The sequence below is a fragment of the Sulfitobacter sp. genome, from assembly GCF_036960155.1.
Classification (GTDB): Bacteria; Pseudomonadota; Alphaproteobacteria; order Rhodobacterales; family Rhodobacteraceae; genus Sulfitobacter.
In genome coordinates, this window is sequence record NZ_JBALWB010000022.1 from 1 (window position 1) to 17,487 (window position 17,487).

At 52.9% G+C, this 17,487-nt stretch carries 16 protein-coding genes; all 16 read left to right on the forward strand.

The features are described from left to right. Positions 1-647: 647 nt before the first annotated feature. Positions 648-1,085: an RbsD/FucU family protein gene (locus V7775_RS23400; RefSeq protein ID WP_335754357.1), complete on the forward strand. Its 438-nt coding sequence runs from the start codon at positions 648-650 to the stop codon at positions 1,083-1,085. Positions 1,086-1,636: 551 nt separating this feature from the next. Continuing rightward, complete coding sequence (locus tag V7775_RS23405) at positions 1,637-2,809, forward strand: MFS transporter (RefSeq protein ID WP_335754358.1); 1,173 nt, start codon at positions 1,637-1,639, stop codon at positions 2,807-2,809. After that, on the forward strand, positions 2,806-3,972 hold the full coding sequence (locus V7775_RS23410) for a thiolase family protein (RefSeq protein ID WP_335754359.1): 1,167 nt from the start codon (positions 2,806-2,808) through the stop codon (positions 3,970-3,972). The genes V7775_RS23405 and V7775_RS23410 overlap by 4 nt, the downstream gene beginning before the upstream one ends. Continuing rightward, positions 3,969-4,355: a Zn-ribbon domain-containing OB-fold protein gene (locus V7775_RS23415; RefSeq protein ID WP_335754360.1), complete on the forward strand. Its 387-nt coding sequence runs from the start codon at positions 3,969-3,971 to the stop codon at positions 4,353-4,355. Before V7775_RS23410 ends, V7775_RS23415 begins: the two co-directional genes overlap by 4 nt. Then, on the forward strand, positions 4,352-6,010 hold the full coding sequence (locus V7775_RS23420; RefSeq protein ID WP_335754361.1) for an AMP-binding protein: 1,659 nt from the start codon (positions 4,352-4,354) through the stop codon (positions 6,008-6,010). The genes V7775_RS23415 and V7775_RS23420 overlap by 4 nt, the downstream gene beginning before the upstream one ends. A 71-nt stretch (positions 6,011-6,081) precedes the next feature. Further along, positions 6,082-6,927 (forward strand): sugar phosphate isomerase/epimerase family protein, encoded by an 846-nt coding sequence (locus V7775_RS23425; protein WP_335754362.1) that lies wholly within the window; start codon positions 6,082-6,084, stop codon positions 6,925-6,927. Next, positions 6,917-7,462, forward strand: coding sequence for a DAK2 domain-containing protein (locus V7775_RS23430; RefSeq protein WP_335754363.1), 546 nt, complete (start codon positions 6,917-6,919; stop codon positions 7,460-7,462). Before V7775_RS23425 ends, V7775_RS23430 begins: the two co-directional genes overlap by 11 nt. Continuing rightward, complete coding sequence (locus tag V7775_RS23435; RefSeq protein WP_335754364.1) at positions 7,459-8,490, forward strand: dihydroxyacetone kinase subunit DhaK; 1,032 nt, start codon at positions 7,459-7,461, stop codon at positions 8,488-8,490. The genes V7775_RS23430 and V7775_RS23435 overlap by 4 nt, the downstream gene beginning before the upstream one ends. Then, positions 8,487-9,407: a tagatose 1,6-diphosphate aldolase gene (locus tag V7775_RS23440; RefSeq protein WP_335754365.1), complete on the forward strand. Its 921-nt coding sequence runs from the start codon at positions 8,487-8,489 to the stop codon at positions 9,405-9,407. Before V7775_RS23435 ends, V7775_RS23440 begins: the two co-directional genes overlap by 4 nt. Next, on the forward strand, positions 9,404-10,873 hold the full coding sequence (locus tag V7775_RS23445; protein ID WP_335754366.1) for an aldehyde dehydrogenase family protein: 1,470 nt from the start codon (positions 9,404-9,406) through the stop codon (positions 10,871-10,873). The genes V7775_RS23440 and V7775_RS23445 overlap by 4 nt, the downstream gene beginning before the upstream one ends. Before the next feature lie 50 nt (positions 10,874-10,923). Further along, a complete protein-coding gene (locus V7775_RS23450) occupies positions 10,924-11,661 on the forward strand; it encodes a GntR family transcriptional regulator (RefSeq protein WP_335754367.1) in 738 nt (245 codons plus the stop codon). A 17-nt stretch (positions 11,662-11,678) separates the two neighbouring features. Next, a complete protein-coding gene (locus tag V7775_RS23455) occupies positions 11,679-13,091 on the forward strand; it encodes an L-fucose/L-arabinose isomerase family protein (RefSeq protein ID WP_335754368.1) in 1,413 nt (470 codons plus the stop codon). Positions 13,092-13,190: 99 nt separating this feature from the next. Continuing rightward, positions 13,191-14,243 (forward strand): ABC transporter ATP-binding protein, encoded by a 1,053-nt coding sequence (locus tag V7775_RS23460; RefSeq protein WP_335754369.1) that lies wholly within the window; start codon positions 13,191-13,193, stop codon positions 14,241-14,243. A 32-nt stretch (positions 14,244-14,275) separates the two neighbouring features. Beyond that, complete coding sequence (locus tag V7775_RS23465) at positions 14,276-15,625, forward strand: ABC transporter substrate-binding protein (protein ID WP_335754370.1); 1,350 nt, start codon at positions 14,276-14,278, stop codon at positions 15,623-15,625. 79 nt (positions 15,626-15,704) lie between these two features. After that, positions 15,705-16,613: an ABC transporter permease gene (locus V7775_RS23470; RefSeq protein ID WP_335754371.1), complete on the forward strand. Its 909-nt coding sequence runs from the start codon at positions 15,705-15,707 to the stop codon at positions 16,611-16,613. A 1-nt stretch (position 16,614) separates the two neighbouring features. After that, a complete protein-coding gene (locus V7775_RS23475) occupies positions 16,615-17,478 on the forward strand; it encodes an ABC transporter permease (protein WP_335754372.1) in 864 nt (287 codons plus the stop codon). Positions 17,479-17,487 lie beyond the last annotated feature (9 nt).

Sequence of the window (17,487 nt, forward strand, 5' to 3'; positions counted from 1 at the left end):
GGGTTTACACAACAAACCCGCAAGCCCTTTCTACACTGAAATCAATCTTTTTGCACTATCGTTTAATATCAAGACGTTAAGCCAACGCCATCACCTATATCATTACACGAAATCAAACACATTCGAGCCGGATCACAACATCTTGGGGTATCGCCAGTGCTTTCCACTAGAGTCGCATATTGTAGGGTATGGATTCGTCGAATGAATCGCTCAGCCCTTTGCGATTTATGTACGTTCCTTCGGTATGTTCCTTGCCCTCAGGGACTGCAGCTCTTTGCTTTGACAAACTTCACACGCTGGCCAAGACCGATCAATGGCGATGAACCATGCCATTTTTCGACCGATGCTGATCCACGGCTTACGGACAACAACTTGCTGCTGCATTTGTCGCAAACCCTGAATGCCCCTGAAGCAGCTGAAAGGCGTCCTGCCGTCTAACCATCGCTTCGAATGCGGTAGGCCCAATCTACTGCGGTAGAATAGGATTCATATGTCCCCTCCAACGCGAAGCTTGCATCATGGACACCGCACCGCATAATCAAACAACGTAATCCAACGCTGGCTGTGACTAGGCTGCCTTTGGCCTCAACAATCCTAACGAAGAACACTGGCGTTGATATTTCGCCAAACCCAAAAGGAATCCGATCATGCTCATAGGTATTCATCCAGCACTTTCCCCTGATGTACTTCATACTATAGCGGCCATGGGTCATGGTGACTGTATTGTAGTTGTTGATGCGAATTTCCCGGCCTCATCGGTTGCCGCTGAAACAATCATTGGCAAACCACTTTATATGACCTTGGACGCAGTTGCGGCATTGGGTGCAATTTTGACCCACCTTCCAATCGACACGTTCACACCAGAGATTTCACCGGTTCAGGGCATGCAAATCGTCGGGGCGCCCAATGGTATTCCTGAGGTTGTCGCAAATGCGGCCCCACTATTTGCCGCACACGATCAAACCGTCACTCTCGTAGAACGCATGGCCTTTTACGAGAGCGCCAAAAAGGCCTTCGCGGTTATCCACACAACTGAGACACTACCTTATGGTAATTTTCTAATCCGAAAGGGTGTCGTATTGTGATGCCAATCGGTTTCCATTGCCATTTGTAGCGATACGGCCAATCCTGGCTTACCCAAGCCAGCTCGTTTCTCTTCCTACTACTTATTATAGACCGCCAACACTTGCTTCATCCGACCTGAGCCTGAAAAGCTTGATCCTAATTGGCAGATAGTCAGCTTTCGATCGGAGTAAAGGTATCTCAACAGCAGACCTTGGCGTCTCATGCGAACAATATCAGATCCTTCAAATCTTACACCCGAACGAAACCCTGCAAGGTGCTCGCGATAAGATCCCATTGCTGTTCACATCGATCCCCCCTCAATCTACAAAATCTTGGCCTCGACTGTCGCCGCCTCACCCGACTATCCGACACTACCATCAATGCAGCAACACGCTGTGATGGAGCCAGCAACGTATCTGATCAGGCTTTAACACCGCAATTGAACCACTCGGATCGCCGTTAATATGTCAGCGGTGCGTCCCAAAGCTCAAATGTTGTTTTGACAACGACCTCACTTGTACATATTGTTTATAACAAATTCATTATGATGTATTTTGGAGGATACTCGTCAATGGACCACACTCAAAACCGCAATGCTATAAGCCGCTATGTTGGCGCCCATGGTGTTGCACAGTTGTTGTTTTGGAGTTCGTTTTACTATGTCTTGCCAGCGCTTACGGCTCAGATCGTTTCCGAAACCAACTGGCCAGTGCTCCATATTTCGACAACATACGCCTTAGCCTTCATTCTTTGGGCGGTTTGCGCCCCATTGATAGGATTTTGGATTGACGCCGGACATGGGACCTTGGTCATGCGCATCGGGGCAAGTGCTGGGATTGTTCTGTTGATTACTTTGTCCCAGACTACTGACAGGACGATGTTCACTATAGTGGTCATATTATTGGGGCCGTGCATGGCAGCTACACTGTACGACCCCTGTTTTGCAGTGATCTTGCAGCGGTTAAAGGACACTGCTGCGAATGCTGTTGCGACGGTAACCCTGATCGCCGGGTTTGCAACGCTGCTCATCTTTCCACTGATCTCGGTCTTGTCATCAATGTTGACGTGGCAAAACATTGTGCTGTCCTTTGCTGGGCTGGCTTCCATCGGCGTATTCCTACTTCCCGCCGAAGCCGACACCAAACCCCGCGCGCGGCAGCACCTTACAAAGATGCGGCTGGACAAAGGCCCGATGTTAATCGCGCTGTCCTTTGGCCTTGTTATGATGGGTCACGCTATCTTGCTATTTCTCCTGCCCGTTGCATTGGCGCACACAGACAGTGACACAAATATCGGATTGCTAGCGTTGGCGATATTGGGACCTGCCCAGGTAGGGGGGCGGATCGCTTGGAAGTATTTTGGAACGGGGTTCAAACCGCAAGATTGCGCAATTGTGATGTTCGCCTGCTTGTGTCTACCAGCAACGCTCTTATTGGTATTTGGGACTACACTTTTAGCCGTATGTGCAGCGCTTGCTCTTCAAGGGGCATGTTACGGGGTCCATACAATACTGCGGCCATCCTTGGCGCAACACCACCTTCAACCCTCACAATTGGGTCGCGGTTTAGGGATGATTGCTATGGTAGGATTATTGTTAATGGCCATCGGTCCTGTAGTGGGCGGCATGATCTGGACGATCACAGGGCTAACAGGCCTTATGGTGGCTCTTTTGGCCATAAATCTGACGGCGCTTGGCCTCGGGGTAGTTTTATGCCGAGCTGTTCTAAAGGAGGCAATGGTATGATTTCAGACGTGGTGTTTGCAGGCGGGGCAATGACCCCCTTTAACCGACGCAAAGATGGCAGCTCATTTCGCGATTGGGCGCGCACAGCGGTTCAAGGTGCGCTCAATGATGCCGATCTGGATGTTACTGACATTGACGCATTGGTTGTGGCCTCGGAAAGCGATTTTTTCACCATGCAACTGAATCCAGCCGCCTTGCTGGCGGATCACTGTGGGTTAACTGGCGTTGCCGCAAAGCGTGTGGAGGGCGGCGGCGCATCAGGACATCTGGCCGTACATGCCGGAATTGCCGAAGTCGCCAGCGGTATGGCGCGACGTGTGTTGGTTCTCGGCGTTGAACCATCAGCATCCCACCTCAAAGGCGCAGATGTTGGCGCTCTTTACGGCCTGTCTTTTGATGGTTGGACCGATGGCATGACTGGGATCGATTCAACGTCACTTTATGCACTGTCGATACAAGCCTTTATGGCACGAACAGGCGCGCGCGTTGACGACTTTGCCGCCATTGCTGTGCGCAACCGGGCAAACGCCCAAGTGAATCTAAATGCCCATCTGCCTTTGGATATTTCACTTGATGATGTTGCTACATCGCCAGTGGTTGCGTCACCATATCGGCGGCTTGATTGTTCCCCATTAAGCGATGGTGCAGCAGCGATTATCCTGTCCCGCGCCGAAGACCTCCCCACACGCCCCGAAGGCAGCGCACGGTTTCGCGCTGCCGCCAGTACCGTAGATACCGTGCGCTTGGGCGAGCGGCCTGATCCGGGGTTCTTTGGTGGTAAACAGCGCGCCGCCCAACGGGCCTATTCATATGCTGGGATTTCGCCTGATGATATCGGCTTGGCCGAAGTTTACGACAGCTATTCCGGCGCACAGCTTCAGGCATTGGAGGCTTTGGGTTTCGCCCAGGGTCAATCCCTGAATGCTGAACGAGAGGGCGCGTTTGCCGTAAACGGATCATTACCAATCAATCTGTCGGGCGGATTACTGGGGCAGGGTGCACCTGTCGGGGCGACCGGCGTCGCACAGGTTTTGGCCGCCGCACTACAGTTGGAAGGCAGGTATTTTGGGATGCAGGCGCAACATGCGCCCAAATTTGCACTTGTCGATACCCACGGCGGAATCGCAACCCTGAACGCAATTAGCATTCTGGAGGCCCCATGAAATATCAGATGACTCTGGACTACACGATCCCTTTTGGCGATCTGGCACCCTATTTTGAGGCGCTGCAAGAAGGCAAAGCCTTGGCAAGCGAATGCATTAAGTGCGGCTATGTGGCGTTTCCTGCCCGCACCAATTGCGGTGCATGTGGGGGCAACGATATTAAATGGAAAACCCTGACGGGAACTGCCCAAATCCAATTTCGAACAGATGGGGGCAACGACAGCTTTGCCCTTGTGAAATTTGATGGAGCGGACACGTCCAGCACGGTCGGGCTCCTAAATCCAAACCAAAAAACAACCATTGGCACCCTAGTGGCACCCTGTGGGGATGCGCCCGGACTTTGGCTTGAACTGGCCAATGAACATGAAAAGGAAAGACGATGAACGCGGATATTTTTGAATCCTGGACGACTGATGATCTGGCTGGCATCGGTTTGGTGCGGCATGAGGGTGCGATTGCAATCGACATTCCGCAGGAAGCCAACATCTATCACATGACAGTCGGGGCCCAGATCAGGGCAGGGCGACAAGACGCCCCTGCAATTGCCTTTGAAACCGCGGATGGGTCTGTTGAACGCTGGACATTTGGCGACGTAGAAATGCAAGCGACAGCGCTGGCGGCGGATCTGCGCAATCGCGGTTATGGCCGCGGCGATCTGATTGGGCTGCATACGGGGATGCGCCCGGAAACCGCAATTGCGCATATGGCCGTGTGTAAGATTGGTGCAACAGCCGTTACACTCTCTCAGTTGTATGGCCCCGATGCATTGGCTCATGCGATGAACCACTGTCAGGTCCGATGCTTGCTTAGCACCGAAGCAGCTTGGGCACCGTTACGCAAAGAGAAGGATCAGTTTCCACATCTAAAAGACGTGCTGGTGTCCGACACATCGAGGTCAGAGCCGGATTTGACGGACATTTTGCGCGCACCCCTGCTTGCCTATTTTGAGCCCGAATATACTGGCGCAGAAGACGCGGCATTACTGATGTATACCTCTGGCTCTACAGGAATGCCAAAAGGCATTCTGCACGGGCACCGCGTTCTGGCGTCTTACCGTCCTTCGATCAGCCTGTTTTTCAACCTATCCATGCATGACGCAGACGCCGTATTTTGGTCTCCGTCCGATTGGGCTTGGGTTGGGGGGCTTTTGGACATGCTGTTTCCTGCGTGGATGGCCGGACGCCCAATTGTAACCTCCGAAGCACGATTTAAGGCAGCTTGGGCCTATGATTTCATGGCTCGACATAAGGTGACGCATACATTTCTGGCACCCACCGCGATCAAGCGGCTGGCCGAAACAGCTGAGCCGCGCGCAAAATTTGATTTGTCCTTGTCTGTCATCTGTACAGGTGGCGAGGCACTGGCCGCAGAAACGCTGGCTTGGGCTGAGAACAAACTTGGTGTGGTCTGCAACGAGTTTTACGGCATGACAGAAGTAAATCACCTGATTGGCAATTGCGCTGCCTTGTATCCCCGCAGACCGGGGTCAATGGGGGTTGCCTATCCGGGCCATACCGTGCGGCTGGTGGACGACGAAGGAAATGATGTTGCAGATGGCGAACAGGGTGAGATTGTTACACTAGACACCTCACCCACAAAATATTTGGGATATCTGAACAATGCCGAAAAAGAGGCCGAATTAAAGCTGGGCAATATGATGCGCACACATGATCTGGCGGTCCGCGATGCTGACGGATATTTCTGGTATAAGGGTCGGTCAGACGATTTGATTAAATCCTCAGGATTTCGCATTGGCCCCGCCGAGATCGAAGAGTGTCTCCTTGCGCATCCAGCCGTCGCCGAAGTTGGCGTCATTGGCAAGCCAGACCGTGATCGTGGCAGTATCGTCAAAGCCTTTATCCGGCTTTCAGTTGGTGTACAGGGTGACGATGTCCTGTCTGCCGAACTAAAGGAACATGTCCGCAACCGGTTGGCACCTTACAAGGCTCCGCGTGAAATCGCTTTTGTAGCGGATTTTGAAATGACTTCGTCAGGGAAAATCAACCGACGGGCGCTTCGAGCTGGTGAAATACAGTAAGAAGGCGGTTGACCTGAAAGATTTGTTAATACTAATATATCCTAACAATTTTGAGAAGACGGGATGGAACGATGAAGTTTGGAATCCATGCAGGGCTTTGGATGAAGACATGGGCCGACGACCCGGTGCCCATCTTCAAAACCGCGTCGGATATAGGATTTGACGGTGTTGAATTGTCACTGCTGGGCATCGGCGCGGACCGCGCGGAACTGATTGGCAAACAAGCCGCTGAATACGGGCTGGAACTAACCTGTTCTACTGGCCTTGGTCCTGATGCGGACCCTACGTCACCAGATCCTGATATTCGTGCCAATGCCATCCGTGTTCTGAGCGAAGCTGTCACCATCACTAATATGATGGGCGGGCGTGGTTTGGCTGGTGTTATCGCCGCACCATGGGGCGTTTTTGATCCCTTAAACAAGGTCGCGCGGGCAGAGCGTTCTGCCCAAACTTTGGGACAGCTAGACAGTGTTCTCATCGATACTGGCGTGACGCTTGGTATCGAGGCGCTGAACAGGTTTGAAAGTGATCTGACCTCTACAGCGGCTGAAGCCTGTGCCATTGCGCGGGCGTCCGGCTCAAAACATGTTGGTGTCCTTCTTGATAGTTTTCACATGAACATCGAGGAAAAAGACCCTCCTGCTGCGTTGCGTGCAGCAGGCGACACGTTGGTGCATTACCATATCTCAGACAATGATCGCGGAGTGCCGGGCAGTGGCCGCTATGACTTCCGCGCTGATGCCGCAGCCTTGCGAGACATTGGGTATGATAGCTGGGTTGTGGCCGAAATGTTTGTGATGGCTGGCAATCCCGCTAGTCGAGATTTGAACATCTGGCGAGATATTGAACCAGACCCCACCGAGGCTGCGGTTCAAACATTAAAGTACATGAGAGAAGTTTTTAGTCATGACAGTTGAGAGCTTCTTTGTTCGCCTGCACGAAACGTTCACGCGTGAAATGGCACATCTGAATACACTGGATGCCGCTATCGGAGATGGCGACCACGGCTCAACCATGCTGCGCGGTCTGACCAAAGCCGCCGCCGCCGAGGATGGTAGCCGCGCCAAAGCCTTTATGCGCGCATCAGGCGGGGCATCGGGTACTTTGTTCGGGCTGATCTTGATCGCAATTGAGGCGCATCTGGATAATGGCGCTGATCTGACGGACGGGCTGCAAACCGCATGCGACAGAATATGTGATCTGGGTGAGGTTAAGGTTGGTGACAAAAGCATGGTAGATGCGCTTGCTCCCGCTGTGGCCGCACTTCAGGGCGGGGATTTGGCGGCTGCCATCACTGCCGCGGCAGCAGGTCGTGACAGCACCAAACCGCTGGTCGCGCGCCGAGGCAGGTCGCAATACGTCGAAAACGGTGGCAAAGGCCATATCGACCCCGGTGCGGTATCCGTTGTGATCTTTCTGGAAACGCTTGCTCAAGTGAAGGATGCCGCATGAAAAAGCTGTTTAACAGTTCCGAGACGATGGTTGACGATATGCTGGACGGGTTCGTCAGTGCATTTCCGCAGGTCAAACGCGGGCAAAGCGATCCTCGGGTAATTGTACGCGATGCCAATGCCAAGAATGCAGATGAAAAGGTCACGCTCCTGATCGGCAATGGCTCTGGCCATGAACCGATTGCCATGGGATTTGTCGGGCAAGGCCTGCTGGACGCCAATGTCGTCGGTGATGTTTTCGCCGCCCCGTCAGCCGATCTAATTCTTGATGGCATTGCTGAGGTTTCTGGCACGGCGGGCACGATCCTGCTCATTTCTCAGCATTCCGGAGACATGATCAACGGGCGTGCCGCCACGATGATGGCACAGGATGAGGGCATAAATGTCCTGCACCTGCCAATGTATGACGACATTTCCGCAGCACCGCCGGATCGAAAAAAGGACCGCCGTGGAGCGCCCGGAACAATGTTCATCTATAAAATCTTAGGTGCCGCTGCCGAACAAGGTATGGCGCTACAGGACTTATTTGAGTTGGGCGAGGGCGTGCGTGACCGCATTGTGACGCTGGCCGCTGCCGTGTCACCGGGCATTTCCCCTCTCACTGGACAACCGATGTTCACCTTGCCCGAGGACGAAATCTTCCTCGGCATGGGGGTACATGGTGAGCCGGGCGTTGGCCGCGTCAAAGTTGGACCCGTCGCGGAACTGGTGGACCTGATGGTCGATAAATTGCTAGCAGATCGCCCAATCGCCAAGGGTGGTCAGGCCTGTGTGATCATTAACGGCATGGGTGGCACAACGATGATGGAACAGTTGACCATCTGGAACGAAACCCAATCCAAACTTGCCCGTCATGGCATCACCGCCATTGCGCCGATGATCGGCAGCTATGTCACCACACAGGAAATGGGCGGTTTTTCAATCTCATTGCTAGAACCCACCGACGAGATGCTGCGCTATTGGTGCGCCGCGTCTGACACACCTTCTTTCCCCACCATTGCGCACCGCCAAAAGGAAATGACCTCATGAGCAAAAGTAATTTGAAACTTGATGGGCCAGTCTTTGGCGTGGCCGTGGATCAGGGCAGTGGGCTGGAAGCTGCGATCAAAGAAGGGCGTGGTGCGTCTGCTCAGGAAGATGACCTGCTGCGATTCAAACGCATCGTCGTTGAGACCCTCAGCCCCGATGCTACAACGTTATTGGTTGATGCCACTTATGGTCGCGAATTGTTACCCCGCTACGATGCAAACTGCACAAAAATGCTGGCCTTTGAGGCAGATGTTTACCGGATATCTGACGAAGACCGCATTACAAAGTTGCCCTCATATCTTGAAGTCTCCGATTTTCCGGATCTGGATGCCGAAATCCTAAAGTTCTTTCTCTATTACGGGCCCAACGACCCCACGGAACTGAACCAACGCAAATTCGATCTGGTGCAAGATATCGGTGAGCGGTGTCATCAGATTGGTGTAACTTTCCTGTTTGAACCTATCGTTTATGACCGTAGCGTTCCGGACGGCACATCAGCCGAATTTGCCAAAATAAAACCAGCTTTAGTGACCGCCGCGACTCGCGATTTTGCCAACCCAAAATTTGGCGTGGATATTTTAAAAGTCGAAATGCCGGTCAACTTTAACTTTGTCGAAGGGACGGGGACACCGCAAATGTCCCGCGTCGACGCTCAGCGCGCATTCGTTGATGCCGCTACAGCTGCCGGAGACATTCCGCTCCTGTATCTGAGCGCGGGGGTCACTTTTGAGGAATTCCAAGCTGCTCTAGCGTTTTCACGCAGTGCAGGGGTCAATCCGCTTGGCTTTATGTGTGGCCGTGCGATCTGGAGCGATGCCATCGGAATTTTTGGTGCGGAGGGCCCCGCCGCAATGGAGCGCTGGATGCAGACAACTGGGCGCGACAGGTTAGCAAAGCTGAAAGAGGCAATTGCATGACATTGCTAACGCCACATAAGGACGTTTCTGCGTTCCTTGCGTCTCCTCAAGGGCTACGTATCGGAGATGCACGCATAGAAACGAGCGCACTGTTGGATGTTATTGATCCTTCATTTGACACACTGGCAACGCAGGTTGCGCTCGGGGGTGCAGATGACATCGATCATGCGGTTGCAGCGGCCCGCGCCGCCCTAGAAGGTCCTTGGGGCAGCATAACAACCCATGATCGCGGTCAACTTTTGTGGCGTCTGGCGGATGCAATTGAAGAGAACAAACAAATATTTGGCGAGTTGGACGCGATTGACAACGGCAAGCCCATGCATGTCGCTCGCGATGTCGATGCGGTGTATTCTGCGCGGCACTTCCGATATTTCGCGGGGTGGCCCAGCAAAATAGAAGGCCGGACCATCCCAGTGTCATCGCCCGGCAAAATGAATTTTACCAAAGTCGAACCAGTTGGGGTTTGCGGGCTCATTACACCGTGGAATTATCCAACCCTTATGATGGCGTGGAAACTTGCCCCTGCCTTGGCAGCAGGCAATACAATTGTCCTGAAACCTGCAGAGCAAACGCCCTTGTCCGCTCTGTATTTAGCAGATTTAGCTTTGAAAGTAGGCTTCCCTCCAGGCGTGATTAACGTTGTGCCAGGGTTTGGGCGGGACGCTGGTGCAGCACTTGCTGCGCATCCGGGTGTTGATAAGGTCGGCTTTACCGGTTCAACCGAAACTGGCAGACGGATCATTGAAGGGTCTGTCGGAAACCTCAAAAAAATCTCGCTAGAACTTGGTGGTAAGGCCGCAAACATCCTGTTTGACGATGCCGATCTGGATAAGGCTATCGAGGGATCCTTTTGGGCGTTGTTTGGCAATAACGGTCAGTCCTGCACCGCAGGGGCCCGCCTGTTTGTGCATCGCTCGATCAAGGAACAAGTTGCTGACCGGTTGGCAGAAATGGCCAAGGCCCTGTCCGTTGGCCCCGGCATGGATACAACAGCGCATGATCTGGGGCCCGTCATTTCGCGGCCTCAAATGGAGAAAGTGTTGAATTATATCCAAGCAGGTCGCGCACGGGGTGCCGAGGTCATCGCCGGGGGCGCTCAACAGGGCGATAGTGGCTATTTCGTAGCACCCACAGTGATACAATCTGTAACCGATGACATGACGATCGCGCGTGAAGAAATATTTGGTCCAGTCTTATGTCTGCTCGACTTTGAAGACGAAGACGAGGTTATCGCCCGTGCCAACGACACCGATTTCGGGCTGGCGGCTGGCGGTTGGACCCGTGATGTCTCGCGTGTAATGCGCCTGTCAGATCAACTTAAGGCGGGTACTTTGTGGATCAACACGTGGGGGGATACCGACGCGGCCTCCCCCTTTGGTGGCATGAAACAAAGCGGTTACGGACGAGAGATGGGCGAAGAAGCAATAGCACTCTATTCGCAGACCAAAAGTGTCTGGCTTGGATAGGGGATTTCTGATTTGATGTGATCAATTGAAGTTATCCATGAAATGAGCGCATGAGAGATTCTAGCATACCAAAATATCAAGCAGTACACGACGAAATCCTGACCCGCCTACTGGCGGGGCACTACTCCATTGGAACAAGGCTGCCCACCGAGGAGCTCTTGTCCAAGACATTTGACGTGAGCAGGGTCACCATTCGCAAGGCACTGGAGCTGTTGGTGCGGGCGGGTTATCTGACTGCCAAGCAGGGCAGTGGTTATATTGTTGCAACATTATCACCGCCTTCCTCGACCTGCATGTCGTCCTTCACCGATCAGGTGCTGAATGAAGGGCACGTCCCAGGCGCCAAGCTGTTGGGAGTCGAAAATCCGACAAAAACCCTGCCGGCTCCGGTAAAGCAGCTGTTCGATGAACCTCTGGCACTGGTCGAGCGATTGCGCACTGTTGATGGTCTACCACGCATGTTCACGCAGACATGGATACCGGTTCGTCTGGTTCCCAATTTGTCCGCTTCGGATTTCCCGGAAACGGGGCAAGGGCAATCGATCCTGCGGATATTTCGACAGCGTTTTGAAGTTGAATGGACCACCGCATGTGAAACGCTGGACTCGGTTCTGGCCGATCCGGCAATTGCAGGTCAACTGGATGTCCCGGCCAATACGCCCATTCTCTCACAGGCCTGCACCGCCTTCGACCCTAAAGAAAAACCTGTGTTTTTCGATCAAGTCTATCGTCAGGGACCGATCAATTTTGATCTGTCCGGCGGTAAAACCCAACAGACCAGCGCCTAATAACCGGAGCACTATCCATGCCTTTGACGATCGGCCTCATCAACGCCTCTTTGCCCAGCTATTTCCCGCAACGTCATGGCGTATTTGAAGCAGCACGCGCGTCGCTGGACGAGATAGCCCAAAAGGGTGGATACGAAATTGCACAGGCTTCCAGCATTCCGATGGATGCCACTGAGGCGCGTGCGGCGATCACCGAGCTCAAAGCAGCGGGTGCCGACTTTATTTTGTTACTTCATGGCGGGTTTAGCATGGGGGACGTCGTCCGCGAGATTGCTCTAGCAGAATTGCCGCTAGGTGTTTGGGCCACGCCGGAACCTGTATTAACGGGCGATGTGCAGCTCAATAATTTTGTATCGCTAAACATGTCCATGTCAATCGCACGCGGTGTCCGCGATATGGCGCGCAATCCGGTGCAGTGGTATCTGGGCACATCAGATGACGCCAATCTGGTTGCACGTCTGGAGCAAACCTTGCGGGCATTATCGGCCCGCAAAGCACTGAATGGCGCACGTATCGGAGTAGTGGGTGGGCTGGCCCCGACTTTTTACAATATGGAAGTCTCCTCAGACACATTGCTCAAGGCATTGGGGGTATGGGTCGAACATATCGACATGCACAAAATGACCGACCTCATGGCGGCCCAAAACGAGGTTGATGTCGCGGATGAGCTGGCGCAGATGGCAGCCGCCGCTGAAGTAAAGGGCGTTTCAGATGCGCAAATGGCCCTTACGGCGCGAGCAGCGTTAGCACTTCGGAGCATTGCGGCTGAGGGCGGATATGATGCGCTCGCCGTATCCGACTGGCCCGCTCTACAAGAAAACCCCGGCATGCACCCCGGCGCAGCCTTCAGCTGGCTGGAGGAAAAAGATCAACTGCCTGTGGCCTCGGAAGGGGATGTTTTAGGTGCAGTGACACAACTGGCCGTCAAGTCGCTGACGGGTCAATTGGGCTGTCTGCTTGATATGACTTCCCCTGACCTAGCCCGTGATCAGATATTGATGTGGCACGGTGGTGGCGGGCCGCTTCATATGGCCAAAGACGATGTTGCATGGATCAACCATCCAATGATCGGGCGCGGCACAGAAGAGGGACCCGTTTTCGGAGCGATTGCTGATTACGAATTTGCCCATGGTCCGGTGACCGTTGTGCGCGTCGCGCGCCACGGGACTGCTCAATTTGTGGTGCAAGGTGAAATTAGCGAAGGCCCCGCTGCTGGTTTTACCGGCTGTCGCGGATGGGTTGGGGGTTTTTCTAGCAACGCGGGATCATGCACGGCGGCAGACATTGTGACAACTGTTATGGAGCAGGGGCTAGAGCATCATTTCGTTTTGGTTCCCGGTCACGAGGCGGATGTCTTTGCCGAATTTGCAAGCTGGTGCGGGATGCACCCACTAGACGTGATCAAAGCCCATTCCGGGCTTCCAACGTAGGTCCAAAGTGAATCTTAACTATTGACAGGGTGACATATCTGTTCATATTTGTATTAACAAATTGAATATGATCATTTGACGCAACCGAGGGAAGCCTACGTGACAAAAGTTCAGCTCAAGGGCGTACGCAAAGATTTTGGGGGATTCACGGCGATCTCTCAAATCGATCTAGATATCGAATCCGGAGAATTGGTCGCGCTACTGGGCCCATCGGGCTGTGGCAAGACAACAACCCTGCGGATGATCGCGGGCTTGGAAGTACCGACATTCGGACAAATCCTTTTTGACGACGACGATGTATCCGAAGTTCCGGTACAGGACCGTAACGTGGGAATGGTGTTTCAGCGGTATGCGTTGTTTCCACATATGACAGTCGAAAAAAACGTGATGTTCGGTCTCAAAGTACGCGGTACACCTGCTGACGAGGTTAAACGACGGCTCGAAGAGATTTTGGACGTTGTCCAACTGGTGCAGTTTCGCCACCGTTTCCCCGCGCAGCTGTCAGGTGGGCAAATGCAACGCGTCGCGATTGCGCGCACTTTGATCACCAACCCCTCTGTTTTGATGATGGACGAACCACTTGCCAACCTCGATACAAAATTGCGTGGTGAGATGCGGCGCTTTATCCGAGAGTTACAGCAACGGCTGGGGATCACGACGATCTTTGTAACCCATGACCAAGTCGAAGCAATGGAGTTAGCGGATAGGGTTGCCGTCATTTTTGACGGAAAACTGGCACAGTATGACACGCCTGATGTTCTGTATCAGCGCCCTAACAGCGTTGAAATTGCCGACTTTATGGGTGCCAATAACATCTTTGAAGCGCAAATTAAGAATGGCGTTGCAAACACCGGATTTGGGGATTTTGAGCTTGATGCAGACGTGATCCCCGTCCGCGACGGGGCTGGGCGCATTCTGCTACGCGGAGAAGCGATTGATTTGCTGCTTGAGCGAGGTGACACGTCACAAAACGTCGTCGCAGGAAAGGTCACAGCGCGCGAATTTTTCGGTGCGACCGTAAATTACACTGTCGATTGTAACGGGGAGAAAATTATTGTGAATGAACAATCCCGTCGCATGGTCGACGTTGGGCAGGATGTTTGGTTGACCATTCAGCCAGACCGCATTTGGTTAATACAGGACGCCGCTTAAGACATAGATTTAATTTTCTGGGAGGAGGATACATGAAGAGATTTTTAACAGGCCTAACGGTCACAGCAAGCTTGATGTGCAATACGGCATTGGCTGAGGATGCGGATGCTGTTGCGTTCCGCGATGCCTTTTTGGCGGGCACCGCCACATGGGAAGACGTAGAGGCCCGCGCCAAAGAAGAAGGCACGGTTAACCTTTACTATTGGGGCGGAAGCGACCCGATCAACATTTGGATTGATCAAATTGCGACAGCAGGTCTGGCCGAGTCGGGCGTTAAACTGAACCCTGTGCGTATTACTGGCACCAAGGACGCGATCGATCTGGTGTTGGCTGAAATGAACTCTGGCAAAGGTCTGGGTGAAGGCAGTGTTGACGCAATTTGGGTCAACGGCGAAAACTTTGCCACCCTGAAGCGGCAGAATGCTTTGTTCGGCTCGTTTGCAGACAAAACGCCAAACAGTGCAAACATTGAATGGAACGTCGAAGACCCACGCGCGTTATTGAACCTGCGTGATTTCGGCGTGGAAACCAACAATGCTGAGATGCCGTGGTCAGGTGAGCAATACGTTTGCGCCACCAACACAAAACGGGTTGATCGCGCAGATCTTCCAAGCACTTTTGCAGGGCTCAGAACCTATCTTGAAGCAAATCCAGGCAAGTTCACCTATGTGAAACCACCGCATTACGTTGGTAACACTTTCGTTCAGTCGGCCATCTATGCACATAACCCTGACGGCACGGGTGCCGCTCCGTTCCAAGCCTCGATTGATAAAATGGGCGCCGAAGAACTGGCACGTTTGATCACCCCGGGTTTAGAATACCTCAAGAACCTTGAACCACTGCTTTTGGGTGCAGGAAGCGGCAATGCCCGCTATCCCGAAGACAATGGGGCGCTTGACGGTCTGTTCCTAAACGGCGAAGTCGATATCGCCTGCAAATTTGGTCTGTACGCAGTTGCTACAGGTTTGAATAACGGAACGTATCCCGAAGGGGCAGAGGCCTTTGTTTTCCCCGAAGGCAACATGATCAAGAACAAGAACTATCTTGCCATTCCTGCCAACGCACCAAACCCAGCGGCGACATTGGTTTTAACCAACTACATGTCTTCTGTTGAAGCACAGGCGAGTAAGCTCAAATACACGGGCATGCCTCCCGGTATTGATCCTTGGAAACTCACCGAGGAAGAAGTTCAAGCGTTGACCGATGCATCCCCCGGTTTGATTGGGGTAACTCAAGCGGATCTGGACGCGAACACCGCACCTGACACCAACGCAACATTGGTTGATGTGATCGAAGCAGCTTGGCTTGAGTACATCGAGCGTGACAGCACAGATAGTCTTGAAATGATCGTCGCTAACGCTGTTAAGAATCTGGGAAAATAGCCTCCCGATTGTTAACAAATATACCCGGCACCCAAAGCAATTTGGGTGCCGGGTGGTTTCCCGCTCAAAAGGACACGATATGCCCTCCCCGAAAACAACTGAATTAGCGCGCCACCGGAAAGAACGGATCTGGATGTGGGTCCAGTTGATGCCTGTGCTCTCGGTTCTGAGCGTGTTGTTTGGCGGTGCTCTGGTTCTTGCGGTGATGCAATCGCTGGGGTTTGCGCCTTGGTTCGGTGTAAATACCTTTCCTGATCTCAGCTATTTTGGTGCTTTGTGGGGCGATGTTTCTTTCTGGAAATCACTGGGGCTAACGCTGTATTACGCAATTGTATCCACTGGAATTGCCCTGGTGATGGGTATCCTTCTTGCGCTGGCGATGGTCCGCCTTTTTCCGGGAAAATCCCTTTATAAATACCTCTATAAGCTGCCGCTGATGATCCCATATACGGTTGGCATCGCGCTGGCCGTGATCATGCTCGGTAACGGCGGTATGATCTCAAGGATTTTTGCCTTTGTCGGATTGATAGGCGATCCATCTGAATTTCCTCAAATACTGAAAACCCACTATGGCTGGGGCATCATTGCTGTATACGTATGGAAACAAACACCTTTTGTGACCCTGACCCTCTATGCAGTTCTGCTTGGCGTGGGTCGAGAAACTGAAGAGGCCGCTGCAATATTGGGGGCAAACAAACGGCAGATATTCTTTCAGGTTACCCTGCCACAGATCCTACCTGGTATTGTGTCATCCACCCTCATCATCTTTGCCTTTAACATCGGTGCGTTTGAGGCGCCCTTCATTCTGGGTGGAGGATATCCTGATACCCTGCCTGTGGTCGCATGGCGCTATTTCAACGATGCGGATTACACGCTGCAGCTGCAAGGCATGGCAACTGTCGTATCCATCGCCATAATCGCAAGTACAATCCTATACAGTTATCTGGCTTTCTACCGCCGTTACGAACGCCGGATCGGGAGACTTTAATATGGCTCGTCGTCAAATCAAAACCGCGTTGAATACACGACTTTCGGCGTTCCAGAAAATCTACCTTCTGTTGATCGCCGGATTTATCCTAGGTCCCTTTATTCCGCTGCTTATCCAAAGCTTTGCCTTCCGTTGGGCATGGCCTGATATGTTGCCGAGCACGTGGTGGCTGGAACAACGCGAGAATTCCTTGTTGCCGCTGGCGTGGGACTATGTGCTTTCACCCTATAGCCGAGTGTGGGAAGCCACCCTCAATACCGTCTTCATCGGGACAGTTGTCACGGTAATCTGCCTCGCCATCTGCTTGCCTGCAGCCCGCGTGCTGGCGCGTGAAAAATTTCGTGGCAAAGCAGCGTTTGAGTTCTTCCTGTCGATGCCCCTGATCGTACCCGAGGCCGCCATCGGCATCGCACTTTTGATGATCTTCATCAGGCTTGGACTAGCGGGTAGCTACCTTGGCATTATTATTGTGCATCTGATCCCAACAATCCCTTACATGATCCGCATGTTGACGGCTGTGTATCAAGGGCTTGGTCGTGACTTTGAAGAACAGGCCATGATCCTTGGCGCGTCCCGCTGGCAGGTGATGCGTCTGGTGACACTTCCTATGTTGCTTCCCGGTGTTGTGGCCGGCGCGCTGTTTACGTTTCTTGTCTCCACCAACATCTTTTTGCTGACGTTCTTTATGGGACAGGGCAAAATCATCACTTTACCAACATTGCTGTTCTCGAAAATTGCTGGCGGAACTTTGGATGCGTCTGCCGCAGGGATCACTCTTGTTGTCACCATACCGGGTATCATTTTACTGCTGATCACCGAACGGTTCATAAAAGAAGAGGCCTTTGGAAAAGGCTTCGGAAATTGAGGAATTACC

Coding starts and splice junctions, on each gene's coding strand:
- V7775_RS23465 (WP_335754370.1), top strand. CDS start 14,276: ATGAAGAGATTTTTAACAGGCCTAACGGTCACAGCAAGCTTGATGTGC.
- V7775_RS23435 (WP_335754364.1), top strand. CDS start 7,459: ATGAAAAAGCTGTTTAACAGTTCCGAGACGATGGTTGACGATATGCTG.
- V7775_RS23405 (WP_335754358.1), top strand. CDS start 1,637: ATGGACCACACTCAAAACCGCAATGCTATAAGCCGCTATGTTGGCGCC.
- V7775_RS23475 (WP_335754372.1), top strand. CDS start 16,615: ATGGCTCGTCGTCAAATCAAAACCGCGTTGAATACACGACTTTCGGCG.
- V7775_RS23470 (WP_335754371.1), top strand. CDS start 15,705: ATGCCCTCCCCGAAAACAACTGAATTAGCGCGCCACCGGAAAGAACGG.
- V7775_RS23425 (WP_335754362.1), top strand. CDS start 6,082: ATGAAGTTTGGAATCCATGCAGGGCTTTGGATGAAGACATGGGCCGAC.
- V7775_RS23450 (WP_335754367.1), top strand. CDS start 10,924: ATGAGAGATTCTAGCATACCAAAATATCAAGCAGTACACGACGAAATC.
- V7775_RS23415 (WP_335754360.1), top strand. CDS start 3,969: ATGAAATATCAGATGACTCTGGACTACACGATCCCTTTTGGCGATCTG.
- V7775_RS23400 (WP_335754357.1), top strand. CDS start 648: ATGCTCATAGGTATTCATCCAGCACTTTCCCCTGATGTACTTCATACT.
- V7775_RS23420 (WP_335754361.1), top strand. CDS start 4,352: ATGAACGCGGATATTTTTGAATCCTGGACGACTGATGATCTGGCTGGC.
- V7775_RS23445 (WP_335754366.1), top strand. CDS start 9,404: ATGACATTGCTAACGCCACATAAGGACGTTTCTGCGTTCCTTGCGTCT.
- V7775_RS23430 (WP_335754363.1), top strand. CDS start 6,917: ATGACAGTTGAGAGCTTCTTTGTTCGCCTGCACGAAACGTTCACGCGT.
- V7775_RS23410 (WP_335754359.1), top strand. CDS start 2,806: ATGATTTCAGACGTGGTGTTTGCAGGCGGGGCAATGACCCCCTTTAAC.
- V7775_RS23440 (WP_335754365.1), top strand. CDS start 8,487: ATGAGCAAAAGTAATTTGAAACTTGATGGGCCAGTCTTTGGCGTGGCC.
- V7775_RS23455 (WP_335754368.1), top strand. CDS start 11,679: ATGCCTTTGACGATCGGCCTCATCAACGCCTCTTTGCCCAGCTATTTC.